Source organism: uncultured Ruminococcus sp. (assembly GCF_947301925.1).
In the GTDB taxonomy this organism is placed as follows: domain Bacteria; phylum Bacillota; class Clostridia; order Oscillospirales; family Ruminococcaceae; genus Ruminococcus.
This window is the reverse complement of the sequence record NZ_CAMYUE010000023.1, coordinates 1-25,234: the sequence shown is the minus strand read 5'-3', so window position 1 is coordinate 25,234 and position 25,234 is coordinate 1. Positions and strand designations below refer to the sequence as shown.

The 25,234-nt window shown below is 50.8% G+C and carries 38 protein-coding genes; all 38 read left to right on the top strand.

The window, feature by feature from the left end:
- Nucleotides 1–104: 104 nt before the first annotated feature.
- Nucleotides 105–1,031, top strand: coding sequence for a carbohydrate ABC transporter permease (locus Q0Y65_RS14895; RefSeq protein WP_297961609.1), 927 nt, complete (start codon nt 105–107; stop codon nt 1,029–1,031).
- A 12-nt stretch (nt 1,032–1,043) separates the two neighbouring features.
- A complete protein-coding gene (locus Q0Y65_RS14890; RefSeq protein ID WP_297961606.1) occupies nt 1,044–1,922 on the top strand; it encodes a carbohydrate ABC transporter permease in 879 nt (292 codons plus the stop codon).
- A gap of 33 nt (nt 1,923–1,955) precedes the next feature.
- Nucleotides 1,956–3,446 carry a hypothetical protein gene (locus tag Q0Y65_RS14885; protein ID WP_297961603.1) on the top strand — a complete coding sequence of 497 codons (1,491 nt, stop codon included), beginning with the start codon at nt 1,956–1,958 and terminating at the stop codon, nt 3,444–3,446.
- Entirely contained in the window at nt 3,443–4,072 is a 630-nt protein-coding gene (locus Q0Y65_RS14880) for a Yip1 family protein (protein ID WP_297961601.1), read from the top strand. The genes Q0Y65_RS14885 and Q0Y65_RS14880 overlap by 4 nt, the downstream gene beginning before the upstream one ends.
- 12 nt (nt 4,073–4,084) lie before the next feature.
- On the top strand, nt 4,085–6,874 hold the full coding sequence (locus Q0Y65_RS14875; RefSeq protein WP_297961598.1) for a DUF5696 domain-containing protein: 2,790 nt from the start codon (nt 4,085–4,087) through the stop codon (nt 6,872–6,874).
- Nucleotides 6,864–7,832, top strand: coding sequence for a carbohydrate ABC transporter permease (locus tag Q0Y65_RS14870; protein ID WP_297961595.1), 969 nt, complete (start codon nt 6,864–6,866; stop codon nt 7,830–7,832). Before Q0Y65_RS14875 ends, Q0Y65_RS14870 begins: the two co-directional genes overlap by 11 nt.
- A gap of 13 nt (nt 7,833–7,845) precedes the next feature.
- Nucleotides 7,846–8,877, top strand: coding sequence for a carbohydrate ABC transporter permease (locus Q0Y65_RS14865; RefSeq protein ID WP_297961592.1), 1,032 nt, complete (start codon nt 7,846–7,848; stop codon nt 8,875–8,877).
- Between the two features lie 102 nt (nt 8,878–8,979).
- Complete coding sequence (locus tag Q0Y65_RS14860; protein ID WP_297961589.1) at nt 8,980–10,794, top strand: glycerophosphodiester phosphodiesterase family protein; 1,815 nt, start codon at nt 8,980–8,982, stop codon at nt 10,792–10,794.
- Nucleotides 10,795–11,289: 495 nt separating this feature from the next.
- Nucleotides 11,290–11,604, top strand: coding sequence for a 30S ribosomal protein S10 (gene rpsJ / locus Q0Y65_RS14855; RefSeq protein WP_028519374.1), 315 nt, complete (start codon nt 11,290–11,292; stop codon nt 11,602–11,604).
- A 109-nt stretch (nt 11,605–11,713) separates the two neighbouring features.
- On the top strand, nt 11,714–12,346 hold the full coding sequence (rplC, locus tag Q0Y65_RS14850; RefSeq protein ID WP_297961585.1) for a 50S ribosomal protein L3: 633 nt from the start codon (nt 11,714–11,716) through the stop codon (nt 12,344–12,346).
- A gap of 17 nt (nt 12,347–12,363) precedes the next feature.
- Entirely contained in the window at nt 12,364–12,987 is a 624-nt protein-coding gene (rplD, locus tag Q0Y65_RS14845) for a 50S ribosomal protein L4 (RefSeq protein ID WP_297961582.1), read from the top strand.
- Nucleotides 12,987–13,280: a 50S ribosomal protein L23 gene (rplW, locus tag Q0Y65_RS14840; protein ID WP_297961579.1), complete on the top strand. Its 294-nt coding sequence runs from the start codon at nt 12,987–12,989 to the stop codon at nt 13,278–13,280. Before rplD ends, rplW begins: the two co-directional genes overlap by 1 nt.
- Nucleotides 13,281–13,350: 70 nt before the next feature.
- Nucleotides 13,351–14,184, top strand: a complete 834-nt coding sequence (gene rplB / locus Q0Y65_RS14835; RefSeq protein WP_297961576.1) for a 50S ribosomal protein L2 — start codon at nt 13,351–13,353, stop codon at nt 14,182–14,184.
- A 22-nt stretch (nt 14,185–14,206) separates the two neighbouring features.
- Complete coding sequence (rpsS, locus tag Q0Y65_RS14830) at nt 14,207–14,491, top strand: 30S ribosomal protein S19 (RefSeq protein ID WP_009984992.1); 285 nt, start codon at nt 14,207–14,209, stop codon at nt 14,489–14,491.
- 20 nt (nt 14,492–14,511) lie between these two features.
- On the top strand, nt 14,512–14,847 hold the full coding sequence (rplV, locus tag Q0Y65_RS14825) for a 50S ribosomal protein L22 (protein WP_019680104.1): 336 nt from the start codon (nt 14,512–14,514) through the stop codon (nt 14,845–14,847).
- Between the two features lie 19 nt (nt 14,848–14,866).
- Nucleotides 14,867–15,655: a 30S ribosomal protein S3 gene (rpsC, locus tag Q0Y65_RS14820; protein ID WP_297961572.1), complete on the top strand. Its 789-nt coding sequence runs from the start codon at nt 14,867–14,869 to the stop codon at nt 15,653–15,655.
- Nucleotides 15,655–16,080: a 50S ribosomal protein L16 gene (gene rplP / locus Q0Y65_RS14815; protein ID WP_009984988.1), complete on the top strand. Its 426-nt coding sequence runs from the start codon at nt 15,655–15,657 to the stop codon at nt 16,078–16,080. Before rpsC ends, rplP begins: the two co-directional genes overlap by 1 nt.
- Complete coding sequence (gene rpmC, locus Q0Y65_RS14810; RefSeq protein WP_019680107.1) at nt 16,080–16,280, top strand: 50S ribosomal protein L29; 201 nt, start codon at nt 16,080–16,082, stop codon at nt 16,278–16,280. Before rplP ends, rpmC begins: the two co-directional genes overlap by 1 nt.
- Before the next feature lie 19 nt (nt 16,281–16,299).
- Nucleotides 16,300–16,560 carry a 30S ribosomal protein S17 gene (gene rpsQ / locus Q0Y65_RS14805; protein WP_019680108.1) on the top strand — a complete coding sequence of 87 codons (261 nt, stop codon included), beginning with the start codon at nt 16,300–16,302 and terminating at the stop codon, nt 16,558–16,560.
- A gap of 39 nt (nt 16,561–16,599) precedes the next feature.
- On the top strand, nt 16,600–16,968 hold the full coding sequence (gene rplN, locus Q0Y65_RS14800) for a 50S ribosomal protein L14 (protein WP_028519369.1): 369 nt from the start codon (nt 16,600–16,602) through the stop codon (nt 16,966–16,968).
- Nucleotides 16,969–16,986: 18 nt separating this feature from the next.
- Nucleotides 16,987–17,328 (top strand): 50S ribosomal protein L24, encoded by a 342-nt coding sequence (rplX, locus tag Q0Y65_RS14795; RefSeq protein WP_297961567.1) that lies wholly within the window; start codon nt 16,987–16,989, stop codon nt 17,326–17,328.
- An 18-nt stretch (nt 17,329–17,346) separates the two neighbouring features.
- Entirely contained in the window at nt 17,347–17,886 is a 540-nt protein-coding gene (gene rplE / locus Q0Y65_RS14790) for a 50S ribosomal protein L5 (RefSeq protein ID WP_296570836.1), read from the top strand.
- 16 nt (nt 17,887–17,902) lie between these two features.
- Entirely contained in the window at nt 17,903–18,088 is a 186-nt protein-coding gene (locus Q0Y65_RS14785; RefSeq protein WP_009984979.1) for a type Z 30S ribosomal protein S14, read from the top strand.
- A 24-nt stretch (nt 18,089–18,112) separates the two neighbouring features.
- Entirely contained in the window at nt 18,113–18,511 is a 399-nt protein-coding gene (rpsH, locus tag Q0Y65_RS14780) for a 30S ribosomal protein S8 (RefSeq protein WP_019680111.1), read from the top strand.
- A 14-nt stretch (nt 18,512–18,525) separates the two neighbouring features.
- Nucleotides 18,526–19,071, top strand: a complete 546-nt coding sequence (gene rplF, locus Q0Y65_RS14775) for a 50S ribosomal protein L6 (RefSeq protein WP_297961562.1) — start codon at nt 18,526–18,528, stop codon at nt 19,069–19,071.
- A gap of 19 nt (nt 19,072–19,090) precedes the next feature.
- On the top strand, nt 19,091–19,450 hold the full coding sequence (gene rplR, locus Q0Y65_RS14770; RefSeq protein ID WP_297961559.1) for a 50S ribosomal protein L18: 360 nt from the start codon (nt 19,091–19,093) through the stop codon (nt 19,448–19,450).
- Between the two features lie 15 nt (nt 19,451–19,465).
- The gene (gene rpsE, locus Q0Y65_RS14765; RefSeq protein WP_173385369.1) at nt 19,466–19,966 is read left to right on the top strand and encodes a 30S ribosomal protein S5; all 501 of its coding nucleotides are present in this window, start codon (nt 19,466–19,468) and stop codon (nt 19,964–19,966) included.
- Nucleotides 19,967–19,980: 14 nt separating this feature from the next.
- Complete coding sequence (gene rpmD / locus Q0Y65_RS14760) at nt 19,981–20,157, top strand: 50S ribosomal protein L30 (protein ID WP_297961554.1); 177 nt, start codon at nt 19,981–19,983, stop codon at nt 20,155–20,157.
- An 18-nt stretch (nt 20,158–20,175) separates the two neighbouring features.
- Complete coding sequence (rplO, locus tag Q0Y65_RS14755; protein WP_297961551.1) at nt 20,176–20,616, top strand: 50S ribosomal protein L15; 441 nt, start codon at nt 20,176–20,178, stop codon at nt 20,614–20,616.
- A 1-nt stretch (nt 20,617) separates the two neighbouring features.
- Nucleotides 20,618–21,955 carry a preprotein translocase subunit SecY gene (gene secY, locus Q0Y65_RS14750; RefSeq protein WP_297961548.1) on the top strand — a complete coding sequence of 446 codons (1,338 nt, stop codon included), beginning with the start codon at nt 20,618–20,620 and terminating at the stop codon, nt 21,953–21,955.
- Nucleotides 21,956–21,971: 16 nt separating this feature from the next.
- Nucleotides 21,972–22,610 (top strand): adenylate kinase, encoded by a 639-nt coding sequence (locus tag Q0Y65_RS14745; protein ID WP_297961545.1) that lies wholly within the window; start codon nt 21,972–21,974, stop codon nt 22,608–22,610.
- Nucleotides 22,610–23,362 (top strand): type I methionyl aminopeptidase, encoded by a 753-nt coding sequence (map, locus tag Q0Y65_RS14740; RefSeq protein WP_297961542.1) that lies wholly within the window; start codon nt 22,610–22,612, stop codon nt 23,360–23,362. Before Q0Y65_RS14745 ends, map begins: the two co-directional genes overlap by 1 nt.
- 14 nt (nt 23,363–23,376) lie before the next feature.
- A complete protein-coding gene (locus tag Q0Y65_RS14735; protein ID WP_297961539.1) occupies nt 23,377–23,619 on the top strand; it encodes a KOW domain-containing RNA-binding protein in 243 nt (80 codons plus the stop codon).
- A gap of 15 nt (nt 23,620–23,634) precedes the next feature.
- Complete coding sequence (gene infA, locus Q0Y65_RS14730) at nt 23,635–23,853, top strand: translation initiation factor IF-1 (RefSeq protein ID WP_009984966.1); 219 nt, start codon at nt 23,635–23,637, stop codon at nt 23,851–23,853.
- A gap of 50 nt (nt 23,854–23,903) precedes the next feature.
- A complete protein-coding gene (gene rpmJ / locus Q0Y65_RS14725; protein WP_009984964.1) occupies nt 23,904–24,017 on the top strand; it encodes a 50S ribosomal protein L36 in 114 nt (37 codons plus the stop codon).
- Nucleotides 24,018–24,052: 35 nt separating this feature from the next.
- On the top strand, nt 24,053–24,421 hold the full coding sequence (gene rpsM, locus Q0Y65_RS14720) for a 30S ribosomal protein S13 (protein ID WP_024860932.1): 369 nt from the start codon (nt 24,053–24,055) through the stop codon (nt 24,419–24,421).
- A 14-nt stretch (nt 24,422–24,435) separates the two neighbouring features.
- Nucleotides 24,436–24,840, top strand: coding sequence for a 30S ribosomal protein S11 (rpsK, locus tag Q0Y65_RS14715; RefSeq protein WP_024860931.1), 405 nt, complete (start codon nt 24,436–24,438; stop codon nt 24,838–24,840).
- A 21-nt stretch (nt 24,841–24,861) separates the two neighbouring features.
- The coding region (gene rpsD / locus Q0Y65_RS14710) for a 30S ribosomal protein S4 (RefSeq protein ID WP_297961533.1) at nt 24,862–25,234 on the top strand (373 nt) is incomplete at its 3' end.

The window sequence follows — 25,234 nt, the reverse complement described above, 5'->3', positions numbered from 1 at the left end:
CAGAGGGTGCCGGACACGATTAGTGCCGCCTTGCAGGAGAAGGCGTTCCCTTAACGGGCGGCGAAACGCCGCCCCTGCAATCGCAACAGAAAGGAGTGAGTGAAATGGCAGTCGGTGCAAAGAAGTCCGCAAAGGGCGGAAAAGGCAGACTGTGGCGGGATATAAAGCGCAATAAGGCCTGCTACGGTATGCTGGCGCCCTTTATGGCCTTCTTCATACTGTTCACGGTGGTTCCCGTGCTCATGTCCCTGCCTATGGGCTTTACCGATTTCGACATGGCAAGACCGCCAAAATATGTAGGGCTCTCCAATTTCACCACGCTTTTCCTGTCGGACAAGATATTCATACGCTCCATAAGGGTAACTATCGTTTTCGCCCTGCTGACAGGACCCGTCAGCTATGTGCTGTGCTTCCTGCTGGCCTGGCTCATAAACGAGATGCACCCTAAGCTCAAGACCTTTTTCACGCTGATATTCTATGCTCCCTCAATGGCCAATGTCTACACGGTGTGGAAGCTGATATTCAGCGGCGATATGAACGGCTATCTCAACTCTTTCCTTATAGAGCTGGGGATAATCAACGCTCCCGTGCAGTGGCTCACCGACGGAAGATACGTCCTGGGCGCGACTATAGTGGTGCAGCTGTGGATATCTCTCGGAGCAGGCTTCCTTGCCCTCCGCGCAGGCTTCCAGAACATAGACCGCTCCATGTACGAGGCGGGAGCTATCGAGGGCATACGCACACGCTGGCAGGAGCTCATATACATCGTTATACCGTCAATGGGGCCGCAGCTCATGTTCGCTGCGGTGATGCAGATAGTCAGCTCCTTTACCGCAGGCACAGTCGCCCAGAACCTTGTGGGCTTCCCGAGTACGGACTACAAGGCTCATACCATCATGACCCATGCCTTCGACTACGGCTGGCAGCGCTTTGAGATGGGCTATGCCTCGGCTATATGTATGATACTCTTCGTTGCCATGTTCCTGCTGAACAAGCTCATCAGCAAGGTGCTGGGCAAGTATATGGACTGAGGAGGCGGAGCAGTGGCTGAGACAAAAACACCGAAGCTTCGCGCTTCCAACAGACAGGCAGGCAGAAAAATGGGCGGCAGCGTTATGATATTCCTGCTGCTGACTCTCCTGGGACTTTTCATGTTCCTGCCCATATATCTTACGGTCATCATGTCAATAAAGCCCGTGGAGGAGCTGTTCGTGTTCCCTCCCAAGCTCTATGCCGTAAGACCCACCCTCGACAATTTCAGGGATATGTTCAGGGTGCTGCACCAGAACAGAGTGCCGTTTTCGCGTTATGTGTTCAACAGCATATTCGTGACCGTGACGGTGACCGTGTTACAGTGCGTTTTCTCGTCAATGGCGGCATTTGTGCTGGCAAAGTGCAGATTCCCGGGCAGCAGGTTCATAAACGGCGTTATCGTCGTGGCTCTGCTTTATCAGAGCAGCGTAATATACATCATGCAGTACATCGTTATGGCGAAGCTCCATATGATAGACACCTATATGGCGCTGATATTCCCTGCGGTGGCCTCGCCCATGGGACTTTTCCTCATGCGGCAGTCCATAAGCCAGGTGCCTGATTCCATGATAGAGGCTGCCAAGGTGGACGGAGCAGGACTTTTCCGCATATGCTGGCAGATAGTCATACCAAACCAGAAGCCTGCCCTCATGACCCTGATAATATTCGCATTCCAGGGGGCGTGGAATATACAGACGGGCTCTGTGGTGTTCAAGGAGCAGTACAAGACCCTTCCCACTGTGGTCACACAGGCGGCTGCGTCGGGGCTTGCAAGGGCGGGCGTAGCCATGGCGGCTGCGGTATTCCTGCTGATACCGCCTATAATCATTTTCATGCTGGCTCAGAGACAGGTCATCGAGACCATGGCTCATTCGGGTATAAAAGAGTAAGCAGAAACCATCGGGCAGAAAGGAGTGAGGCAAGTGAAAAGAAAATATGGTATCTTTACGGCGGCGGCCGTCCTTGCCGCACTGTGTCTTTCTGTGACCTCTCCCGCCTTTGCGGATACGGGAGACCCCTATGAGAGCTACAACTACGACCAGTGGGGGGATGCAGTTCCCTCGCAGTCGGGCTACAGGGCGGAACGTGCCGTAACAGGCTATGATCTGGGCGTGGGAGCTCTCAACGATCCCCATGATATCTTTTTCGACAGCGAGGACGTACTGTATATTGCAGATACGGGCAATAATCGCATAATAGCTGCCGACAGCAGCCTTGAGAGTGCTGTCCGCGTCTATGACAGCTTCATCATGCCCGACGGCTCGGAAACTACTTTAAACAAGCCCATGGGCGTGTTCGTATCGGCGGAGAACGGCTTTATCTACATCGCCGACAGCGACAACTCCCGCGTGCTCGTCTCCGACAAGGAGGGCGTTGTTCAGATGGAGATAACAAGGCCGCAGTCGGAGGTGTACGATAAGAAGCGCACCTTCCTGCCCCAGCGTGTCATCGCCGACAAGGCAGGCAACGTCTATGTGGTGCTGGGAAATATCACCACGGGAGCCGCAATGTTCGCCCCCGACGGCAGCTTCACGGGCTTCTACGGAGCAAACCGTGTGGAGCCTACGGCAAAGATCATCGCCAATTACATAAAGAATATCTTCATGTCCGACGAGAAGAAGGCCCACAGGACAAGGACCGTCCCCTCGGGCATAACCTCCTTCGATATCGACGGGGATTTCATTTTCACCTGTACTGCCTCGGGAACTCAGAGGACGGATACCGTCAAGAAGCTCAACGCCGCAGGCAGGAACATCTTCGCGGACTATGAGCTGTCCTTCGGCGACTATACTCCCATGTACGACACATCGAAAAACAAGGTCATGGCGCCGTCCATAGTGGATATCGACGTATCCTCCGACGGCTGCATAAACTGTCTCGACTTCACTACGGGCAGGGTATTCCAGTACGATGAGGACTGCAACCTGCTGTTCATCACAGGAGCCCTTGCCAAGCAGACAGGGGGCTTCGACCATGCGGCGGCGGTGGAGTCACTGGGCAGCGATCTCTATGTGCTTGACTCCATGAAGGACAGCATAACCGTATTCAGGGAGACCTCATTCGGAAGCATCGTCCATGAGGCGGCGGCTCTCCATAACGCAGGCTATTATGAGGAGGCGCTGGAGCCCTGGAAGGAGGTCCTCAGCCGCGACGGCAATTACACCAGGGCATACGAGGGCGTGGCCTCGGCTCTGCTGCGCAAGGGCGACTACAAGGGCGCCATGAAGTACGCAAAGCTTGCGGAGGCAGGCGATATATACAACAAGGCCTTTGAGGGAAGGCGCAGGGAGTTCCTGAAGGAGCACTTCACGGCTATAGCTGCCGTGGCAGCAGCGGCTGCCGCTGCCCTCATTGTGCTGAAGAAATACAGGAAAAAGCGCAGAGACGCAGGAAAGGGGGAGGAGCAGTCATGATGGAGCTTTCTCAGAAGCAGTGGGTGAAGTATGCCGTTATGCACCCCGTTGAGGGCTTCGAGGATATGCGCTGGAAGAAGTCCGGCTCGCTGAAGATAGCGGCGCTGATAATAGTGCTCCTCTTTTTCGGGCAGATAGCCTACGGCAGGCTCTACGGCTTTCAGTTCTATGTGACCTACGACAAGACTTTCAATATAATCCCCTATATAGTCAGGAGCTTCGTGCTTTTCGGAGCGTGGGTCATCGGCAACTGGTCGGTGTGTACCCTCCTTGACGGTGAGGGCACGCTGAAAAATATATGTATCTACAGCGCCTATGCGCTTATACCCTATACGGCGCAGCTCTACATCAATGTGATACTCTCCCACTTCCTCATACGGGACGAGTTCGTGTTCATGCAGATAATCCAGCTCATAGGAGTGGGCTGGACGGCCATACTGCTGTTTTCTGCCATAAAGTCGGTGCATCAGTACTCCTTCGGCAAGACGGTGCTGGCCATTGTGCTGACCGTGGCTGCCATGCTGATAATGCTGTTCCTGCTGGTGCTGCTCATGTCGCTGATACAGCAGGTATTCATATTCATTTCCTCCGTATATACCGAGCTCTCATACAGAGCCCGCGTGTGAGAGGCGGTGCGTATGGGTAAGAGGTTCATCAAGATCGCCCTGTGTATTGCGGCAGTGTCGGCTGTGACGGTGTCGGGCAGGGTATATGCGGACACGGAGGAAAGCGGTATGACCTCGGAGACTTCCGCAGAGACCGTGGACGCAGAGCAGAAGGCAAAGCGCACGGAGGCCGTGGAAAAGGCGGAGCTTTCCGCTGAGGACGCTGAGAAGTACCTGAAGAAGATAGGCTCCGACGAGGGGTACGATGTGTACTTCAAGGATAAGGACTTCGATGACGCGCTCTGGGAAAAGACAGGCGGCAAGCCGAAAAGCAGGAAGGAATACACCGAGGAGCAGCAGCTCCTTGCGGACAAGATCGCCGAGCTTAAAAAGCTGGGAGATCTTGTTATAATAGATACAAGGACAGGTCAGGCTGCGGCCTCCTTCAAGAGCGGCAGCAAATGCGGCGAGGGAAAGCTCTGGGTAAGCGACGCAGGGCGGTTCTTCGTCATTACGGACGAGGAAGCTTCGGAGGTGGTAAGGCTGAGACAGGTCGTTTCCACCCTCGACAACAGATACGCCTTCATATCAGGCGACGGAAAGACCGTTGAGCTGCTGGACAGGGATATGAAGGATACGGACGGCGTATTCACCTACGACTCCACCGAGGAGGGCAGGCGTGTATACAGATCGGACAGCGGATTTGCGTGGCTCACCGCCGACAGGAAGCATTTTCTCGGTGCATTCCGCTACGGTGCGGAGAACGACAATCTGCGCATGATAGTTGACGACAGGAGCGCCGTGTTCGGCATAGAAAACAAGGAAACAGGCTATATCTGGTGGTCGTCGCCTCTTGAGGCCACACAGGACAGGGCTGCCACGGAGCTGCTTGCGGACGAGCTTCGCTCGTCAAACGTGCTCCGATACGGTGTGCCGCTGAGCCGCTCGGGCAACAACGTTCTGCGCTCCGGCAGCGAAAGGGACTGCACATTCACGGTCAGCGACATAAAGAACGGTATCCGCGTGGTCTACGACTACAAAAGTGCGGGTTTCCGCGTGCCTGTGGAGTATACCCTGGAGGAGGATCATCTCAGGGCAGGCGTAAAGGTCTCGGAGATAGAGGAGACCAACAAGGCCAATGTGGCTACGGAAATGACGGTGCTGGGAAGCTTCGGAGCCGCCTCCGACAAGGAGGAGGGCTATTTCGTCATACCCGACGGCAGCGGTGCGCTGGTACGCTTCAACAACAACCGCTCATTCCAGAACAATATCTATCAGCAGCGAGTCTACGGCAACGACGTTACGGCTGTCCCTCAGACAAGGGGAGCGGTGACGGAGCAGATATACCTGCCCGTTTACGGCATCGTCAAGGAGGACAACGCTCTGCTGGCTGTGGCGGCAAAGGGCGACTCAAACGCCTTTCTCACGGCGAATGTGTCAAAGCAGTCCAACAGCAGCTACAATATATGCAATTTCACGTTTATTCTCCGCAGCACCGACAGCTTCTATATGTCGGGCAGCAGCAATGAGAAGTATACCGTATTTGAGAGCGGCGGCATAAAGTCCGACGACATAGAGATGCTTTACTATCCCATATCGGGAAAGGGCGTCGGCTATGCGGATATCGCCGCAAGGTACAGGCAGTACCTGACGGAGGAACAGGGAGTGACCGTAAGGAGCAGAGCTATGGAGGCTCCCATGTATCTGACTCTCTACGGCGGAATGATGAAGAAAAAGCCGGTTCTGGGCATACCCCTGTCTCTCAGGACAGCCGTTACGGACTACGGTCAGGCGGCGGATATCATAGGAGAGCTGAAGGACGGCGGCGTGGAGGATATGGTCATATCCTACAAGAACTGGACCGACGACGGCATAAAGAACAAGGTGGACACCGACGGAAAGCCCTCGGGCAAGCTGGGCGGAAAGAAGGGCTTTGCCGCTCTGACCGATATGATAAGCGACAGCGGCTACAGCCTGTACCCCGTTTCTGATAACAGGGACTTCTGTTCGGGCAACGGCTACTACTCATTCACCGATACCGCTGTAAGGGTTTCGGGAGCATACTCGCGGGTGGTGAGCTATGACAGAGCCTACGGCATACCCAACGGCTTCAGGAAGAATATGTCGCTGCTCTCGCCGAGCTATTACAGCGATGTTTTCGGCGATATAGCAGAGAATTTTCCCAAAAACGGGCTGAACGGCGTGTCTCTGGACAGCCTTACCGGTTCCCTCTACGGTGATTACGGCAAAAAGACCATCTCACGCGCAAAGGCGGAGAAGCTGCTGGCGGAGGGCTGCGGAAAGCTTGACGGCAGCCTTGACGGCGGCATACTGGCTGACAGGGCAAATGCCTGCGTTCTGCCCTATGTGAGCAGGATAAAGAACGTTCCCATTGGTTCGAGCAGGTTCGATATCTTCGACGAGGATATACCATTCTACCAGATGGTGCTCCACGGAGTAGTGCCCTATTCCTCAACAGCGGTGAACGGCTCGGCGGATCCCGAGGATATGCTGCTGATGTCGGCGGCAACGGGAAGCTGTCTCAGTTACGATATGATATACGAGGAAGCGGGGGAGCTGAAGGATACGGAGCTGGATCAGCTCTATTACGCCAATTACAGCTACTGGACGAAGTCTGCGGCAGAGGCTCAGAAAAAGCTTGCGCCTATGCTGGAGCAGGTGGCGGACAGCTTCATGACAGGCTATGAAAAGGACGGCGACATTATAACCACCGAATATTCCAACGGTATAACGGTCGTGACCGATCTTGCGGAGCGTACCGTGAAATGGGACGGCGGAGAGGTGCGCTTTGATGAAGAATAACAGGAAGGAGGAAGATACCGTGAGCGAAAAGGCTGAGGCTCCGGCCGGCAATAAGAAAAAGCGTCGCGTCATATCCTATCAGCGGCGGAAATCGCTGTACGGCTACGGCTTTATAAGCCTGTGGCTGGTGGGAACGGTGCTGTTCTTCCTCATACCGCTGGGAAAGTCCCTGTGGTACTCCTTCTGTGACGTCTCGGTGGAGCCTGGTGCACTGAAAACCCAGTGCATAGGCTTTAGAAACTACATTGAGGTGCTCAACGAGGACCCCTACTATACGGATTACCTCATGGAGACCCTGCTGGAGACCCTCTGGAAAACTCCGCTGATACTGGTGTTCTCGCTGTTCATTGCGGTGATACTCAATCAGAAGTTCAGGGGGCGCACCCTTGCAAGGGCGGTGTTCTTCCTGCCCGTCATCATAGCCACGGGACCCGTTTTCAGGATAATAAACGGCGATATGGAGTCCACGGGCAATTCGGGAGCGGAGCAGTTCTCTACCATGTTCTCCACCGACCTTGTGGGAGAGCTGATGCAGTTCCTGGGCATATACGGCATAAGCGACAGAATGGAAAGGGTCATAGGCAGCATAAGCGATAATGTATTCGGCATAGTGTGGAGCTCGGGCATACAGATACTCCTGTTCCTTGCGGGACTTCAGAATATATCCAAGGACGTCAGGGAGGCCGCTCAGATGGAGGGGGCTACCTCGTGGGAATACTTCTGGAAGATCGTTTTTCCCTCTGTGGGGCCGTTTATACTGGCAAATCTGATATTTACCGTTATAGATTCATTCACCAACCCCATGAACAAGGTCATGAACCGCATCGTGGACATGAAGAACCAGTGGGAGTTCGGCGGAGCTTCCGCCATGGCGTGGGTGTACTTCGCCATTGTCCTTGCGGCCATAGGCGTGTTCGCGTGGATAACGGGAAAGGTGATATATTATGAGGACGAGTGAGGAGGTGAGAGATATGGCTGACGGCAATACGGCTCCACGTGCAAAGACCGCCGGGGAAATAGGCGGAGGCATGAGCAGGAGAGAGGCAAAAAGGCTCCGCATGGCCTCAATGACAAGGGAGGAGAGGGGCTATCTGCGCAGGAAAGCGGCTGCGGAGAAGATATGGCCCGTATTCAGGACAGTCATACTTCTCGGTCTGGGCTTCGTCATAATGTACCCTCTTATATATATGATAAGCTGCGCTTTCAGGGAGAGAGCGGATATGAGCGACCCTACGGTCATGTGGATCCCCAGGCATTATACCCTGGATATCATCAGGGAGACCATAGACGCCATGGACTACTGGAAGACGCTGGGAAACACTCTGCTGCTGAACATAGGCTGCTCCCTGGTGCAGGTGGTGTCCTGCGCCCTGACGGGCTACGGCTTCGCGCGTTTCAGCTTCAGGGGCAAAAAGCTGTTCTTCGGCATAGTGATAATGATGATACTTGTGCCCACCCAGGTAATATCCCTGCCTCTGTACACCCTGTTCCGCTATTTCGGCATAAAGGGACTGTTCACGGTGAACCTCATCGACAGCAGGCTCACCATGTATCTCCCTGCCCTCACGGCAAACGGCATAAGGGCGGGACTTATGATATTCATATTCAGACAGTTCTTCAAGGGGCTGCCCCGTGAGCTGGAGGACGCGGCCTACATAGACGGCTGCGGGCCCCTGCGCACATTCGTCAGCGTTATCGCGCCCAATGCGACGCCTGCCTTCCTGACGGTATTCCTGTTCTCGGTGGTGTGGTACTGGAACGACTACTATGTGAGCAATACCTTCTTTACCGATACGAAGACCATAGCCCTCATGCTGACCAATCTTGACAACGAGCTGAAGATGCGTCTGTTCAACGATCCTACGGTGCAGATCAGTCCGAGAGAGCAGATAGTATGGAAGGAGGCCGGCTGCCTGCTGTCCATAGCTCCCGTGCTGCTGATGTATGTGTTCATGCAGAAGCACTTCACCGAGGGCATTGAGCGCTCGGGCATAGTCGGATGAAAAAAGCGTCGCTTTTCACAGGAAAAGCGACGCTTTTTTATTGACAACGGCAGGCAAAGGGCTTATAATTGAAGTATACTCATTTGTTCGGAGAAGAGACTTATGAAAAAACGTATCAGATCAACAGGCTTCTTCCTGAGAGCGATACCTCACTTCCTTGTGTTCGAGCTTGTGTTCAAGCTCCTGCTGCTGGCTATAGGCACGCCCGTGCTGGCGCTGGTGCTGAAGCTGACTATGAAGCTTTCGGGAATCAATTACCTGAATGATGAAAACCTTCTTGTATATCTCAAGCATCCCGCTACGATAGCCGCTATCGTGCTGATGCTTTTCTTCTATGCCTTTTTCTCGTTTGTGGAGCTTTCCGCCCTTGCCGCCTGCTTCTCGTGTTTCGGAAAGGGAGAGCGGATATATACGGGAGGTATGTTCAGAACGGGCGTACGCGCCTTCGGAAAGGCCTTCAAGGGCTCGGGCATACTGTCCTTCATTGGCTATATGGCGCTCATGCCTCTGGCGCAGTTCTCGCTGTCCTCCGGTATGTTCATGGCTCCGCTGATGCCTGTGCTGAGGAGGATATTCTATTCCGTGAACGGCGCTGCTGCCATATTCTCGTATATTATGATACAGCTGCTGTTCATCATACTGATGATAAGCGGAAGCTACAGCCTGCACTACCTGATACTGACGAAGTGTTCATTCCGCGATTGCATAAAGAAGAGCCGCGAAAAAATTGCAGGCCATCGTTTCAGAATGATCGTTTCACTGTTCCTGTGGACAGTTTCCGTAATGCTCATCATAGCTCTGATGACCTTTGGTATCAGCTTCCTGGCGGTGTTTGTCATCAAGGGATTTTCTGAGCCAAGAGCGGCCTTTTCCACCGCTCTGAGGGTGCTGCGCTATACATGGAGCATATTTACTGCCCTGTCGGCATTTTTCTCGGCACCTGCGGTAATGTGGTGGATAACAAGGAAATTCCTTGCGGACAACAAGGACGAGGAGCTGGTGCTCCCCAACCGCAGCACCGACAAGCTGAAAAAGGGACGCAGGGCGGTGATCGCCGCCGTTCTCATAGCTGCGGGACTGGTCATGAACGTGTCCTATTTCAGGGCGCTGTATCGCGGCAACGTAAGCCTCAACGTGGGACTGCTCAGCAGGACTCAGGTCACGGCGCACAGAGGCTTTTCACGGGTGGCTCCCGAGAATACCCTTCCCGCCTTCCAGGCTGCCCTTGACTGCGGCGCGGACTATATAGAGCTGGACGTACAGCTCACCGCCGATGACGTTCTCGTGGTGTTCCACGACGACAAGCTTGACCGCACCACCGACGGAAAGGGCAAGCTCAGCAATTATACCTACGACCAGCTAATGGAGTTCTCTGCGGGCTCCTGGTTCGGCAAGGACGGCGAGTTCGACGACGTCAGGATACCCACACTGGAGGAGGTACTGGATCTGGTGGGGAAGGATATAATGCTGAATATCGAGATAAAGCGCTCCGGCAACCCCAAGCGCACAGCGGAAAAGACAGTGGAGCTCATAGAGGAGTACGGCATTGTCAACTCCTGCTATGTCACTTCGTTCTCTTACCCTGCGCTGAAGAAGGTAAAGCAGATGAACCCGAAGATAAAGACGGCCTTCATAGCCAATCTGGCTACGGCCACGTCCTACTCCCAGCTGCCCTACATTGACGCTGTCAGCATGAATTACCTCTTTGTGAACCAGAGCGTGGTCAATTCCGCCCATCACAACGGAAAGAGGATATTCGTCTGGACAGTGGACCGCCAGAGCGAAATGCAGAAGATGATGGCTCTCGGCGTGGACAATATCATCACCGACCGCCCCGACAGGGCTCTCGATGTGGTGGATTCAAAGTCCGTTGGCGATACTGTGCTCACTGCTCTGAAGTATATCTTCGGAAGCTGACGATATGGCCGGAAAGCCGGTATTCCCCGTGAATACCGGCTTCATCGGTGCCGCGCGGACAGCATGACAGCTTCGGGAATGATATATTGTTAAAACAAAATTATCGTTCATCAAAAATTTACAAATACAATTTCTGCAAATTGTTGATTTATCCCTATATATGTGGTATAATGGTTTACGTTGAGTGCGCTGATATGCGCGCTGACTGCAGAAGATATGCGTTGAAGCGGAAGGTTGCTGCCGGTATGGCAGGTAATTTCCGTGGAGTATGTCCGATTTTAAACCGGGCGAATGGGATATCGAACACAGTTTGTGGTTATTCTTCACGCAGCTTGCGTATGCGTGGATTATGCTCTTTTTGTGCTCATATTTTGCTAAGACGGCTCGGAAAACAACGGTTTTCCGAGTTTTTTTATCAGGTAAGGCATGAAACACACGGAAACGTGTGATATTCCAATCTGCGTCCCCGTAATCAAATTCAAGGAGGCGAAAATAATGGCAGTCAACGAAAAGATCAGATTCAAGATCAAGGGCTACGATCACGCTACTGTTGATATTGCAGCAGCTAAGATCGTTGAGGCAGCTAAGAGAAGCGGTGCGAGAGTTTCGGGACCTATCCCGCTCCCCACAGACAAGGAAGTTGTTACAATTCTCCGTGCTGTACACAAGTACAAGGACAGCCGTGAGCAGTTCGAGATGAGAACTCACAAGAGACTTGTAGACGTTATCCGTCCTACAGACAAGACTTCTGCTGCTCTTGAAAAGCTCGAGATCCCCGCAGGCGTAGACGTTGTTATGGAGGTTAAGTGATTAACCGATATTACGCTTGAAACTACCGCTCGGGAAGCGGAATGACGGTGATCCGTCGGTCATGTTGATGTGTAAATCATCAACCAATAACCTATAGGAGGAAAAGAAAATGCAGAAAGGCATTATCGGTAAGAAGATCGGTATGACTCAGATCTTCGACGAGACAGGAAAAGTTGTTCCTGTAACAGTAGTGGAAGCCGGCCCCTGCGTCGTTGTACAGAAGAAGACTGTTGAGAACGACGGCTATGCAGCACTTCAGCTGGGCTACGGCGACGTAAAGGTACAGAGAGTTAACAAGCCTATGAAGGGTCACTTCGATAAGGCTGACGTAGCTTGCAAGAAGGAACTCAAGGAGTTCAGACTTGACGACTGCGACACTCTTAACGTAGGCGACATCATCAAGGCTGATACATTTGCTGTAGGCGACGCCATCGACGTTGTTGGCACCAGCAAGGGTAAGGGCTATGCAGGCCCCATCAAGCGCCACAATCAGCACAGACTCAAGGAAACTCACGGTACCGGCCCTGTTCACAGACAGGCAGGTTCAATGGGTGCTTGCTCATCCCCTTCAAGAATCTATAAGGGCAAGGGCATGGCAGGTCACATGGGCGCAGAGCAGGTAACTGTTCAGAATCTCGAAATCGTTAAAATAGACACTGAGAACAATCTCATCGCTATCAAGGGCGCTATCCCCGGTCCCAAGGGCGGTATCGTTTATATCGTTGACAGCGTAAAGGCTTAAGGAAGGAGGAAGCGTAAATGTCTACAATTTCAGTTTTTGATATGACAGGTAAGCAGGTTTCCGAGACAGAGCTCAACGACGAGATCTTCGGAATCACTCCCAACGAAGGTGTTATGCACGCTGCAGTTGTTAATTACCTTGCAAACCAGAGACAGGGCACACAGTCCACACTTACAAGAACAGAAGTAAGCGGCGGCGGCAGAAAGCCCTGGAGACAGAAGGGTACAGGCCATGCAAGACAGGGTTCGACCCGTGCTCCTCAGTGGGTACACGGCGGAATCGCTCTCGGCCCCAAGCCCAGAGATTACAGATATACCCTTAACAAGAAGGTAAAGAGACTCGCAATGAAGTCTGCGCTTTCTGCTAAGGTTCTCGACAACAACATGATCGTTCTTGACGCTCTCACACTTGACGAGTACAAGACAAAGACAGTTGTTGAAATGCTCAAGGCTCTCGGCGTTGAGGGCAAGGCTCTCATCGTAACAGCTGAGGCTGACGCAAAGGTAGTAAAGAGCGCAGCTAACATCCCCGGTGTTAAGACTGCTGCTGTAAATACTCTTAATGTTTACGACATACTCAACTATGATAAGTTCATCGTTGTTAAGAATGCCGTTGGAAAGATCGAGGAGGTGTACGCATAATGAAAGCAGCTCAGGACATTATTCTGAAGCCCGTTATCACCGAGAAGTCTATGGATGAGCTCCAGAACGGAAAGTACACCTTTAAGGTTGCTAAGGACGCTAACAAGTCCGAGATAAAGAAGGCTGTAGAGCAGCTCTTCGGCGTTGAAGTTGCCAAGGTAAACACACTCAACTGCAACGGCCGCGCAAAGAGAGTCGGCAGATTCGCCGGCAAGACACCTGACTGGAAGAAGGCTATCATCACTCTTACAGAGGATTCCAAGTCCATCGAGTTCTTCGAGGGTATGGTCTGATACGATAGTATAAGTCAGAAAGTATGGGAGTAATGCTCCCGCGAAAAATGCATTAAAGGAGAAAGTTAAAATGGCTATTAAAACATATAAGCCTACGACACCTTCGAGACGTCAGATGACTGTAACTGACTACTCGGTTCTGTCAAAGGTTGAGCCGGAGAAGAGCCTTCTCGAACCCATGAAGAAGAAGTCGGGAAGAAACAGCTACGGCCGTATAACAGTTCGCCACAGAGGCGGCGGTAACAGAAGAAAGTACCGTATCATCGACTTCAAGAGAGACAAGGACGATATGATCGCCGTTGTTCAGACTCTTGAGTACGATCCCAACAGAAGCGCATTCATCGCTCTCGTACAGTACGAGGACGGCGAGAAGAGATACATCCTCGCTCCCAACGGCCTCAAGGTAGGCGACAAGATCGAGTCAGGCTCAGAGGCAGATATCAAGCCCGGCAACGCTCTCAAGCTCGCTGATATCCCCGTTGGTACATTCATCCACGCTATCGAGCTTTATCCCGGCAAGGGCGCTCAGCTCGTAAGAAGCGCAGGCAATCAGGCTCAGCTCATGGGCAAGGAGGACAACTACGCTCTTATCAGACTTCCTTCCGGCGAGATGAGAAAGGTTCCGATCGGATGCAAGGCTGCAATCGGTCAGGTTTCCAACATCGATCACGAGAACGTTAACTATGGTAAGGCAGGCCGTGTAAGAAACATGGGCTGGAGACCTACAGTCCGCGGTTCTGTAATGAACCCCTGCGATCACCCCCACGGTGGTGGTGAAGGTAAGTCACCTGTCGGCCGTCCCGGACCTGTTACCCCCTGGGGCAAGCCCGCACTCGGCTACAAGACTCGTAAGAAGCATCACAGAACTGACAAGTTCATCGTAAAGCGCCGCAACGGCAAGTAATCTGAAAGGAGGAACTGATTAAATGAGCAGAAGCATTAAGAAGGGACCTTATGTCCAGGAAGTTCTCCTGAAGAGGGTCGTTGCAATGAATGAAGCAGGTGAGAAGAAGGTCCTCAAGACATGGAGCCGTTCTTCAACAATATTCCCTGATTTCGTAGGTCACACATTTGCTGTACATGACGGACGCAAGCATGTTCCGGTATATGTAACAGAGGATATGGTAGGTCACAAGCTCGGTGAGTTTGCTCCTACAAGAACTTACAAGGGCCACGCAGGCTCAAAGACATCCAACAACGGTAAGAAATAAGCGGAAGGAGGAGTTCACAGATGGAAGCAAGAGCTTATTTAAGAAATGCTCGTATATCACCCAGAAAGGTGCAGATCGTACTGGATCTTATCAGAAACAAGCCTGTTGATCTCGCTTTAGCTACTTTAGACCTTACTCCCAAGGCTGCAAGCCCTATCGTTGCAAAGCTTGTTAAGTCCGCTCAGGCAAACGCTGAAAACAACTTCAGCATGGATAAGGATAATCTCGTAGTTTCCGAGTGCTTCGTAACACCCGGTCCTATAATGAAGAGAATCATGCCGAGAGCACAGGGCAGAGCATATAGAATTTTAAAGAGAACATCACATATCACAGTTGTTCTTAAAGAAAAAGAATAATCCCAAGGAGGTTTGAATAATGGGCCAGAAAGTTAATCCGCACGGTCTTCGTGTCGGCGTTATTAAGGATTGGGATTCTCGTTGGTATGCAAATAAGTCCGACTTCGGCAACACTCTCGTAGAGGACTACAACGTTCGTAACTTCATCAAGAAGAGCCTGTATGCAGCAGGTGTTCCCAGGATCGAGATCGAGCGTTTTGCCGATAAGGTAAGAATCCACATCCACTGCGCTAAGCCCGGTATCGTTATCGGAAGAGGCGGCGCAGAGATCGAGAAGCTCAGAGCACAGCTCGAGAAGATGATGAACAAGCAGGTTCTCGTCAATATAATTGAAGTAAAGCAGCCCGATATGGACAGCCAGCTCGTAGCAGAGAAGATCGCTCTCGACCTCGAGAACAGAGTATCCTTCAGAAGAGCTATGAAGCAGTCTATCGGCAGAACAATGCGTCTTGGCGCAAAGGGTATCAAGGTCAAGGTTTCAGGCAGACTTGCCGGTGCCGAGATCGCAAGAAGCGAGAGCTACCACGAGGGTACAATCCCGCTCCAGACTATCCGTGCTGATATCGATTACGGTTTCGCAGAGGCAGATACAACCTACGGCAAGCTTGGCGTAAAGGTTTGGATCTACAAGGGCGAAGTTCTCAAGGGAGACGCTGCAAAGGCAGCTGCTCAGAGAGAGAAGATCGAGAGAAAGAACGATTCAAGAAATAATGACAGACGCCGCCGTGACGACAGACGTGACGGTAACAGAAGAGGCGGAAACAGAAATTTCAATCGTGACGCTAAAAGAGAAGGAGGTAATCAGTAATGCTGCTTCCGAAGAGAGTTAAGTACCGCAGAGTCCACAGAGGACGTCTGAAGGGTAAGGCATACAGAGGAAATAAGGTAACATACGGTGATTTCGGTCTCCAGGCTCTTGAGCCCGCATGGATCACATCCAATCAGATCGAGTCTGCCCGTATCGCTATGACCCGTTACATCAAGAGAGGCGGTCAGGTATGGATCAAGATCTTCCCTGACAAGCCCATCACAGAAAAGCCCGCTGAAACACGAATGGGTTCAGGTAAGGGTTCACCCGAGTACTGGGTAGCAGTAGTTAAGCCCGGCAGAGTTCTCTTTGAGATCAAGGGCGTTGCTGAGGAAACTGCAAGAGAAGCTATGCGTCTCGCTATGCACAAGCTTCCTATCAAGTGTAAGTTCGTAACAAAGGCAGAGCAGGAGGTTGAGCAGTAATGAAGGCATCGGAAATCAGAGAAATGTCAGTTGATGAGCTCAACGAGAAGCTCGCCAGCCTCAAGGAGGAGCTCTTCGCGCTCCGTTTCCAGCTGGCTATAAATCAGCTTGATAATACAGCTCGTCTCAAGGCTGTAAAGAAGGATATTGCACGCATCAAGACATCTCTGCGTGAGGCAGAGCTTGCTGCACAGCAGTAAGAAAGGGAGGATTTAGCTAATGTCTACTGAGAGAAACCTTAGAAAAACAAGAGTAGGTAAGGTTGTAAGCGATAAGATGGATAAAACCGTCGTAGTTGCTATCGTTGATAACGTTAAACACCCGCTTTATAAGAAGATCATCAAGCGTACCGTTAAGCTTAAGGCTCACGATGAAAACAATGAGTGCAGGATCGGTGACCGCGTTGAGGTTATGGAAACACGTCCGCTTTCAAAGGATAAGAGATGGCGTGTGACAAATATCATTGAAAAGGCTAAGTAATTTTGATAGAAGCTTAAAGCTTGAAAGGAGGAACTCGCTGTGATACAGATGCAGACTTATCTTAAAGTCGCTGATAACACAGGCGCTAAGGAGCTTATGTGTATCAGAGTTCTGGGAGGTACACGCAGAAGATATGCAAATATCGGCGATGTAGTAGTTGCTTCAGTTAAGAAAGCAACACCCGGAGGCGTTGTAAAGAAGGGCGATGTTGTAAAGGCAGTTATCGTTCGTTCAGCAAAGGGTCTCAGAAGAGAGGACGGTACTTACATCCGCTTTGATGAGAACGCTGCTGTTATTATTAAGGAAGACAAGAACCCCAGGGGAACCCGTATCTTCGGGCCCGTTGCTAAGGAGCTCCGTGAAAAGGAGTATACAAAGATCCTCAGCCTCGCTCCTGAAGTTCTTTAATGGAGGTGTCATTCGATTATGAGTAAAGTACACGTTAAAACCGGTGACACTGTAATCCTTCTCACCGGCAAGTACGAGGATAAATTCGACAGCAAGGGCGACAGAAAGACCGGTAAGGTCGTAGAAGTAAGCCCCAAGGAAGACAAGGTCATCGTTGAGGGAATCAACATGATCACAAAGCACGTAAAGCCTACAAGAATGGGCGAAAAGGGCGGCATCATCAGAACAGAAGCTCCCGTATACGCCTGCAAGGTACAGCTCGTGTGCCCCAAGTGCGGCAAGCCCACAAGGATCGGCCACGTTGTAGAGGACGGCAAGAAGCTCCGCGTTTGCAAGAAGTGCGGAAAGTCTTTTGAATAATAGTAAAGGAGAAACGACATGGCAAGTTTAAAGGATTTTTATGTTAGCGACGTTGCTCCTGCACTTATGAAGAAATTCGGCTATAAGAGCGTAATGCAGATCCCGAAGCTGGACAAGGTAGTAATCAATGTCGGCGCAGGTGAAGCAAAGGACAACGCAAAGGTCATCGACGCTATCATGACCGATCTCGCAGCTATCACAGGCCAGAAGCCTGTAGTGTGCAGAGCTAAGAAGTCAGTTGCTAACTTCAAGCTCCGTGAGGGTATGCCTATCGGCGTTAAAGTTACTCTCAGAGGCGAAAGAATGTATGAATTTGTAAACAAGCTCTTCAACGTTGCGTTCCCCCGCGTTCGTGACTTCAGAGGAATCAGCGCAAATTCATTCGACGGCAAGGGCAACTACTCAACAGGTATCAAGGAACAGCTTATCTTCCCTGAGATCGAGTACGACAAGATCGACAAGGTAAGAGGTATGGATATCAACTTCATCACAACAGCACAGACAGATGAAGAGGCAAGAGAGCTCCTTTCACTTATGGGTGCTCCGTTCATCAAGTAATCAGGGAGGAAATAAAATGGCTAAGAAGGCAATGATCAATAAGCAGCAGAGAACTCCCAAGTATTCCACAAGAGCTTACAACAGATGTAAGATCTGTGGCAGACCGCACGCATATCTCAGAAAGTTCGGCATCTGCCGTATCTGTTTCAGAGAGCTTGCACACGACGGTCAGATCCCCGGCGTTAAAAAGGCAAGCTGGTAAAATACAAGAAGGAGGTCATTCGGCATGCAGATAACTGATACAATCGCTGATCTTTTAACAAGAATTCGCAATGCGAATACTGCAAAGCACGCCACTGTTGACGTTCCCGCTTCAAGAGTAAAGAAGGACATCACACAGATCCTCGTAGACGAGGGCTATGTAAAGGGCTTCCAGCTCATCGAAGACGGAAAGCAGGGTGTTATCAGGATCACGCTTAAATACGGCGACAACAAGTCTCCCGTTATAACGGGCCTCAGAAGAGTTTCTAAGCCCGGTCTGCGTATCTACTCAAGCTGCGCAGATATGCCTAAGGTAAGAAAAGGCCTTGGTATTGCAATCGTTTCAACTTCAAAGGGAATCGTGACCGACAAGAAGGCAAGAGAGCTCAACGTCGGCGGCGAGGTCCTCGCATACATCTGGTAAGGAGGATATCGATCATGTCAAGAATCGGTAAAATGCCTATAAGCGTTCCTGCAGGTGTAGAGATAAAGAATGAGAACAATCTTATCACTGTAAAGGGACCTAAGGGCGAGCTTACAAGACAGTTCAGCCCTGAGCTCGGCATAGAGGTCGAGAACGGCACTATAACAGTTACAAGACCCAGCGACGACAAGCGTCATCGCTCACTTCACGGTCTTACAAGAACACTTATCAACAACATGGTTGAGGGTGTAACAAACGGATATTCCAAGACTCTCGAGATCGAGGGTGTCGGCTACCGTGCTGCAAAGAGCGGCAACAAGGTAAATCTTAACCTTGGCTTCTCACATCCTGTTGTACTTGAGGAAACAGACGCTATCAAGCTCGAGGTTCCCCAGCCCAACAAGATCATCGTAAGCGGTATCGACAAGCAGGCTGTAGGTCAGTTTGCAGCTGAAATTCGCGAAAAGCGTCCCCCTGAGCCGTACAAGGGCAAGGGCATAAGATACGAAGGCGAGCATATCATCCGCAAGGAAGGTAAAGCTGGTAAGGGCAAGAAGTAATTAAAAGGAGCAAATTGCTATGATTAAGAAATTTGACAGCAATAAGGCAAGATTAAAGAGACATCGCAGAGTTCGTGCAAAGATCTCAGGAACTCCCGAGCGTCCCCGTCTCAATGTGTTCCGTTCAACAAAGCACATCTATGCTCAGCTCATCGATGATGTAAACGGCGTTACTCTTGCTTCTGCATCAAGCATGGATAAGGGCTTTGAGGGCAACGGCGGCAACGCAGAGGGTGCTCGCAAGGTCGGCGAGATGATCGCTAAGAACGCAGCTGATAAGGGTATCAGCGAAGTAGTTTTCGACAGAGGCGGCTACCTCTACCACGGCAGAGTCAAGGAACTCGCAGAGGGTGCCCGTGAAAACGGATTAAAGTTCTAAGAGGGAGGTAAAACAATGGCTAATATTGAAACACAGGCTCCTGAGTTCGTTGAGAAGGTCGTAGCTATCAACCGTGTATCAAAGACAGTTAAGGGCGGACGTATCATGAAGTTCTCCGCACTGGTAGTTGTCGGCGACGGAAACGGCACAGTAGGCTTCGGTCTCGGAAAGTCAGGAGAAGTTCCCGATGCAATCCGTAAGGGCATCGAGGACGCAAAGAAGAACCTTGTAAAGGTTTCTCTCAAGGGAACTACTATCCCTCACGAAATCGTTGGCGCATTCGGCGCAGGCAGAGTTCTTATGAAGCCCGCTGCACCCGGTACCGGCGTTATCGCAGGCGGTCCTGTCCGTGCCGTGATCGAAGTAGCAGGCATCAAGGATATCAGAACAAAGTCACTTCGTTCAAACAACCCCTGCAACGTAGTAAGAGCAACGATCAACGGCCTCGTAAACTGCACTTCCGCAAAGGATGTTGCTGCTAAGAGAGGCAAGACCGTTAAGGAAATATTAGGTTAAGGAGGCAGTAAGAAATGGCAAAGAATATCAAGCTCGTAAAGAGTCTCATTGGTAGAAAGAAGGACCAGATCGCTACTGCTCAGTCACTTGGCCTCAGGAAGGTCGGAGATGTTACAACACAGCCCGACAATGAGCAGACAAACGGCAAAATCAAGAAGATCTCACACCTCATCGAGGTTACAGAAGCGTAAACAAGGAGGTGCAATGATATGAAAATTCACGAATTAACACCTGCACTCGACTCCAACAAGGCTGTAAAGCGTATAGGCAGAGGCCACGGTTCAGGTAACGGCAAGACAGCGGGCAAGGGCCACAAGGGTCAGAATGCTCGTAGCGGCGGCGGCGTAAGGATCGGCTTTGAAGGCGGCCAGATGCCCCTCGCAAGAAGAATCCCCAAGAGGGGCTTCAACAACATCTTTGCAACAAAGTACGCTATCGTTAACGTTTCAGATCTTAACAAGTTCAAGGATGATACTGTAGTAGACACAGAGCTTCTCATAGCTTCAGGTCTCGTAAAGAAGGTATACGACGGAGTAAAGATCCTCGGTAACGGAGAGCTTTCCGCAAAGCTGACTGTAAAGGCTGCTAAATTCTCACAGAGCGCTGTTGAAAAAATAGAAAAGGCTGGCGGGAAAGCAGAGGTGATGTAATGTGTTTCAGACCTTGAGAAAGGCATGGGGAGTACCCGAGATCAGAAAAAAGATCTTATACACATTATTCATGATAATCATCTTCAGATTCGGATGCGCAGTGGCAGTTCCTTATCTCAACTCCGATGTCGTAAGGACATGGATGGATACAAAGGCTTCCGACGGCGGCTTCCTCGATTACATGAATACCATTACCGGTGGCGCAATGTCACAGGCTACAATGTTTTCACTTTCGATCACACCATTCATCAACGCTTCCATCATCATGCAGCTGCTGACCTATGCACTGCCTCCTCTCGAGCGTATGCGCGATGAGGGTGAAGAGGGAAGAAAGAAGATCGACAAGATCACGGCATTCGTTGCCATGGTTCTCGCTGTAGTAATGTCCTACGGATATTACCTCATCCTCAAGCGTATGAACGTTGAGGGTGAAGGCGGTACGGTTCTTCACGCGCTCAAGTACAGAAGCGGCGGAGAGGGCTGGTTTGCAGCCTTCGTAATCATCGGCTGTTTCGTTGCAGGCGCACTCATCGTTGTTTGGATGGGTAACAGGATCAGCGACAAGGGTCTCGGAAACGGTATCTCTGTGCTCCTCTTTGCAGGTATCGCAGCAAGATTCCCTACCGATGCAGCTCTTCTCGTAAAGCTCACAAAGGATACCCCCAGCAAGTACCTCTTCGTATCACTGGGCTATCTCTTATTCATAGTTCTCGAGATCGCTTTCATCGTTTTCATGAACGAGGCAGAAAGACGTATCCCGATACAGTACGCAAAGCGCGTAGTCGGCAGAAAGCAGTACGGCGGACAGAAGACACATATCCCGATAAAGGTTATCATGAGCGGCGTTATGCCTATCATCTTCGCTATGTCGTTTATGTCTCTTCCCCAGACCATCCAGCTGTTCGCAGGAGAGCCTACAAAGGCAAGCGGTTTCTACTACCACTTCTGCAAGTTCTTCAGCACAAGAAACTGGAGCTATGCAGCTATCTACTTCCTGCTCATAATCGCGTTCAACTACTTCTACGTTTCGATCCAGTACAATCCCGTTGAGATCGCTAACAATCTCCGTCAGTCAAACGGCGGTATCCCCGGCATCAGACCCGGTAAGCCTACTTCGGATTACATCCAGAGAGTACTCAACAAGATCTCTCTCGTGGGCGCGATCTTCCTGGGTATCATCGCTGTTATCCCGATCTTCATCTCGATGGCAGACGAGCAGCTCAGATCACTTTCAATGGGCGGTACTACGATCCTTATCGCAGTAAGCGTTGCGCTTGAAACAACAAGAACACTTGAATCACATCTTATGATGCGTCATCATAAGGGCTTCTTACAGTAAAGGAGGACCGACACATATGAACCTTATCTTTTTAGGCGCCCCCGGCGCAGGCAAGGGTACTCAGGCAGAGGTAGTGTCCGACGCTCTGAATATTCCTCAGATCTCAACAGGCAATATCCTCCGCGAGGCCGCAAAGAACGGCACAGAGTACGGCCTTAAGGCTAAGGCTGCTATGGACGCGGGTGCTCTCGTATCAGACGATATCGTTATCGGTATCCTGAAGGAGAGAATAGCTGAGGACGACTGCAAAAACGGTTTCATCCTCGACGGCTTCCCAAGAACGGTTCCTCAGGCAGAGGCTCTTGACAAAATGAACATCCAGATCGACAAGGTGATCGAGATCCACGTTCCCGACGAGACTATCAAGCAGAGAGTTTCGGGCAGAAGAGTCTGCCAGGGCTGCGGAGCTTCATACCACATCGAGTATAAGCCTACAAAGGTTGAGGGTGTTTGCGATAAGTGCGGCGACAAGACTATCGTTCGCAAGGACGATCAGCCCGAGGTTGTACTCGACAGACTCGCAACTTATCACGAAAAAACAGCTCCTCTGAAGGACTATTACGAGAAGCAGGGCAAGCTTGTCACTGTTATCGGTCAGGAAGAGGTCGCTGAAACTTCAAAGCTCACACTGGCAGCAGTAGGAGTAGAGAAGTAATGAGCATAACTATCAAATCAAAGTCCGAGTTAGCCATAATGCGTGAAGCAGGTAGGATTACCTGCGGCGCAATATGGTATGCGGGCGAAAGATTGAAGGCGGGTATGTCAACGCTCGACGTTGATAAGCTGGTGGGCGAGTACTTTGCACGCCACGACAGCAAGTCCTGCTTCAAAGGCCTTTACGGATTCCCCGGAAACGCTTGTATCTCAGTAAATGAGGAGATAATCCACGGTATCCCCAAGGCAAGCCGCAGACTTAAAGAAGGCGATATAGTAAGCATCGACACGGGAGCCGCTTATAAGGGCTTCAACGGAGACAGCTGCTGGACCTTCCCTGTGGGCAAAATATCTGATGAAGCTAAAGCATTGCTTGAGGTTACGGAGCAAAGCCTTTACGAGGGCATAGCTCAGGCTCAGGTTGGCGCAAGAATCGGAGATATTTCTCATGCTGTTGAAGAGTATTGTGCTTCACGAGGCTACGGAATCGTAAGAAATTACTGCGGCCACGGAATCGGCAGAGAAGTTCATGAATCACCCGAAGTACCGAACTGGGGAAAACCCGGTCACGGTCCCAGACTGGTAGCGGGTATGACCATCTGCATAGAACCCATGATTAATGTCAAGGGAGACGACGTCAGGGTCATGAAGGACAACTGGACAGTCGTAACGAAAAGTGGTTCACTTTCAGCTCACTTTGAGCATATGATCGCAATAACTCCTGACGGTCCCGTCATTCTGACACAGCCCTGACGGAGGGAATTATAGTGAAGCTGCTTAAAGGCTCTGTTGTAAGAGCGGAGGCAGGTCGTGACGGCGGAGGATACTTCGCAGTTACAGACTTTGATGAAAAGTATTGCTTCATCGCAGACGGCAAGAGCAGAAAGCTCGACAAGCCAAAGCGGAAGAATATAAAACATATCCGCATTACAGACAGTATGATCGATCTAAACGATATAACTGATAAAAAACTCAGGAACGCTCTGAAGCAGTTCGGCAGCGCTGAGTAAAGGAGGTTATGCAAAGTGTCAAAAGAAGATGTAATCGAGGTTGAAGGCGTTGTAACAGACGCTCTGCCTAATGCAATGTTTAAGGTTCAGCTTGAGAACGGACATGAGGTATTATCCCACGTTTCGGGCAAGCTCAGAATGAATTATATCAGAATCGTTCCTGGTGACAAGGTAAAGCTTGAAATGTCACCGTACGACCTTTCAAAGGGCCGTATCACATGGCGCGTTAAGTAACAATACAGGATATCCAGAATATCCGCTATCCGCTAAAGGAGGTATTTTCAATGAAAGTCAGACCTTCAGTAAAACCTATTTGCGAAAAGTGCAAGGTTATTAAACGTAAAGGCAGAATAATGGTTATCTGCGAAAACCCAAAGCATAAGCAGCGTCAGGGCTGATGACCCGAACGCATTAATGGAGGTGCAATTATAATATGGCAAGAATAGCCGGTGTTGACCTTCCCAAGAATAAGAGAATCGAAATCGGTCTCACTTATATCTACGGAATCGGTCGTCAGACTGCAACAAATATCCTCGCAGCAACAGGCGTAAACCCCGACGTAAGAGTCAAGGATCTCGCTGAGGAGGATGTAGCTAAGCTTCGTGACTATATCGACGAGCATTACACAGTAGAGGGTGACCTCCGCCGTGAAGTTGCTCTTAACATCAAGAGACTTGTTGAAATAGGCTGCTACAGAGGCGTTCGTCACCGTAAGGGTCTCCCCGTAAGAGGACAGAGAACAAAGACAAACGCAAGAACCCGCAAGGGCCCTGTAAAGACTATCGCTAACAAGAAGAAGTAAGGAGGTCATGAGCTTTGGCACAGCAGAAGGGTAAAAAAGTTACTACTGTCAGAAGACGTAGAGAACGTAAGAATATCGAAAGCGGCGCTGTTCATATCCAGTCCACTTTCAATAACACGATCGTTACGATCACAGATACAGCCGGAAACGCTATCTCTTGGGCAAGCGCAGGCGAACTCGGTTTCAGAGGCTCAAAGAAGTCCACTCCTTTCGCAGCTCAGACAGCTGCCGAGACAGCAGCAAAGGCTGCTATGGAGCACGGCCTCAAGAACGTAGAAGTATATGTAAAGGGACCCGGTGCAGGCCGTGAAGCAGCTATCAGAGCACTTCAGACCGTAGGCCTTGAGGTAAGAATGATCAAGGACGTAACACCTATCCCGCACAATGGCTGCCGTCCGCCTAAGAGACGTCGTGTCTGATCAAATTGGAGGTGTATTAATATGGCAGTACAGAAAGAACCAATTCTTAAGAAGTGCAGATATCTGGGCATCAGCCCCGCTGTTATGGGCGTTTCCAAGAAGGAGTCCATCCGTTTCAAGAACGCAAACAACAGAAAGAAGATCTCTGAATACGGTCTTCAGCTGAAGGAAAAGCAGAAGCTGAAGTTCATCTACGGCGTACTCGAAAAGCAGTTCAGACACTACTTTGCGATCGCTGAGAAGATGGAGGGTAAGGCCGGTGATAACCTTATCACTTGTCTCGAATCCAGACTGGACAGCGTTGTATACAGAATGGGCCTGGCTCTCACAAGAAGAGAGGCAAGACAGCTCGTTGTACACAGCCACTATACAGTAAACGGCAAGAAGGTAAACA

Excerpts from the sequence above, each read along its gene's own strand:
- rplX (WP_297961567.1), top strand. The coding sequence starts at position 16,987 with ATGAGTAAAGTACACGTTAAAACCGGTGACACTGTAATCCTTCTCACC.
- Q0Y65_RS14895 (WP_297961609.1), top strand. The coding sequence starts at position 105 with ATGGCAGTCGGTGCAAAGAAGTCCGCAAAGGGCGGAAAAGGCAGACTG.
- rplB (WP_297961576.1), top strand. The coding sequence starts at position 13,351 with ATGGCTATTAAAACATATAAGCCTACGACACCTTCGAGACGTCAGATG.
- rpsQ (WP_019680108.1), top strand. The coding sequence starts at position 16,300 with ATGTCTACTGAGAGAAACCTTAGAAAAACAAGAGTAGGTAAGGTTGTA.
- rpsM (WP_024860932.1), top strand. The coding sequence starts at position 24,053 with ATGGCAAGAATAGCCGGTGTTGACCTTCCCAAGAATAAGAGAATCGAA.
- map (WP_297961542.1), top strand. The coding sequence starts at position 22,610 with ATGAGCATAACTATCAAATCAAAGTCCGAGTTAGCCATAATGCGTGAA.
- rpsJ (WP_028519374.1), top strand. The coding sequence starts at position 11,290 with ATGGCAGTCAACGAAAAGATCAGATTCAAGATCAAGGGCTACGATCAC.
- Q0Y65_RS14785 (WP_009984979.1), top strand. The coding sequence starts at position 17,903 with ATGGCTAAGAAGGCAATGATCAATAAGCAGCAGAGAACTCCCAAGTAT.
- rplR (WP_297961559.1), top strand. The coding sequence starts at position 19,091 with ATGATTAAGAAATTTGACAGCAATAAGGCAAGATTAAAGAGACATCGC.
- rpsE (WP_173385369.1), top strand. The coding sequence starts at position 19,466 with ATGGCTAATATTGAAACACAGGCTCCTGAGTTCGTTGAGAAGGTCGTA.
- rpsS (WP_009984992.1), top strand. The coding sequence starts at position 14,207 with ATGAGCAGAAGCATTAAGAAGGGACCTTATGTCCAGGAAGTTCTCCTG.
- rpmC (WP_019680107.1), top strand. The coding sequence starts at position 16,080 with ATGAAGGCATCGGAAATCAGAGAAATGTCAGTTGATGAGCTCAACGAG.
- rpmD (WP_297961554.1), top strand. The coding sequence starts at position 19,981 with ATGGCAAAGAATATCAAGCTCGTAAAGAGTCTCATTGGTAGAAAGAAG.
- rplO (WP_297961551.1), top strand. The coding sequence starts at position 20,176 with ATGAAAATTCACGAATTAACACCTGCACTCGACTCCAACAAGGCTGTA.
- Q0Y65_RS14860 (WP_297961589.1), top strand. The coding sequence starts at position 8,980 with ATGAAAAAACGTATCAGATCAACAGGCTTCTTCCTGAGAGCGATACCT.
- Q0Y65_RS14865 (WP_297961592.1), top strand. The coding sequence starts at position 7,846 with ATGGCTGACGGCAATACGGCTCCACGTGCAAAGACCGCCGGGGAAATA.
- rplC (WP_297961585.1), top strand. The coding sequence starts at position 11,714 with ATGCAGAAAGGCATTATCGGTAAGAAGATCGGTATGACTCAGATCTTC.
- Q0Y65_RS14745 (WP_297961545.1), top strand. The coding sequence starts at position 21,972 with ATGAACCTTATCTTTTTAGGCGCCCCCGGCGCAGGCAAGGGTACTCAG.
- rplV (WP_019680104.1), top strand. The coding sequence starts at position 14,512 with ATGGAAGCAAGAGCTTATTTAAGAAATGCTCGTATATCACCCAGAAAG.
- Q0Y65_RS14875 (WP_297961598.1), top strand. The coding sequence starts at position 4,085 with ATGGGTAAGAGGTTCATCAAGATCGCCCTGTGTATTGCGGCAGTGTCG.
- rplF (WP_297961562.1), top strand. The coding sequence starts at position 18,526 with ATGTCAAGAATCGGTAAAATGCCTATAAGCGTTCCTGCAGGTGTAGAG.
- rplW (WP_297961579.1), top strand. The coding sequence starts at position 12,987 with ATGAAAGCAGCTCAGGACATTATTCTGAAGCCCGTTATCACCGAGAAG.
- Q0Y65_RS14880 (WP_297961601.1), top strand. The coding sequence starts at position 3,443 with ATGATGGAGCTTTCTCAGAAGCAGTGGGTGAAGTATGCCGTTATGCAC.
- rpmJ (WP_009984964.1), top strand. The coding sequence starts at position 23,904 with ATGAAAGTCAGACCTTCAGTAAAACCTATTTGCGAAAAGTGCAAGGTT.
- rplE (WP_296570836.1), top strand. The coding sequence starts at position 17,347 with ATGGCAAGTTTAAAGGATTTTTATGTTAGCGACGTTGCTCCTGCACTT.
- Q0Y65_RS14870 (WP_297961595.1), top strand. The coding sequence starts at position 6,864 with ATGAAGAATAACAGGAAGGAGGAAGATACCGTGAGCGAAAAGGCTGAG.
- rplD (WP_297961582.1), top strand. The coding sequence starts at position 12,364 with ATGTCTACAATTTCAGTTTTTGATATGACAGGTAAGCAGGTTTCCGAG.
- rplP (WP_009984988.1), top strand. The coding sequence starts at position 15,655 with ATGCTGCTTCCGAAGAGAGTTAAGTACCGCAGAGTCCACAGAGGACGT.
- rpsC (WP_297961572.1), top strand. The coding sequence starts at position 14,867 with ATGGGCCAGAAAGTTAATCCGCACGGTCTTCGTGTCGGCGTTATTAAG.
- rpsH (WP_019680111.1), top strand. The coding sequence starts at position 18,113 with ATGCAGATAACTGATACAATCGCTGATCTTTTAACAAGAATTCGCAAT.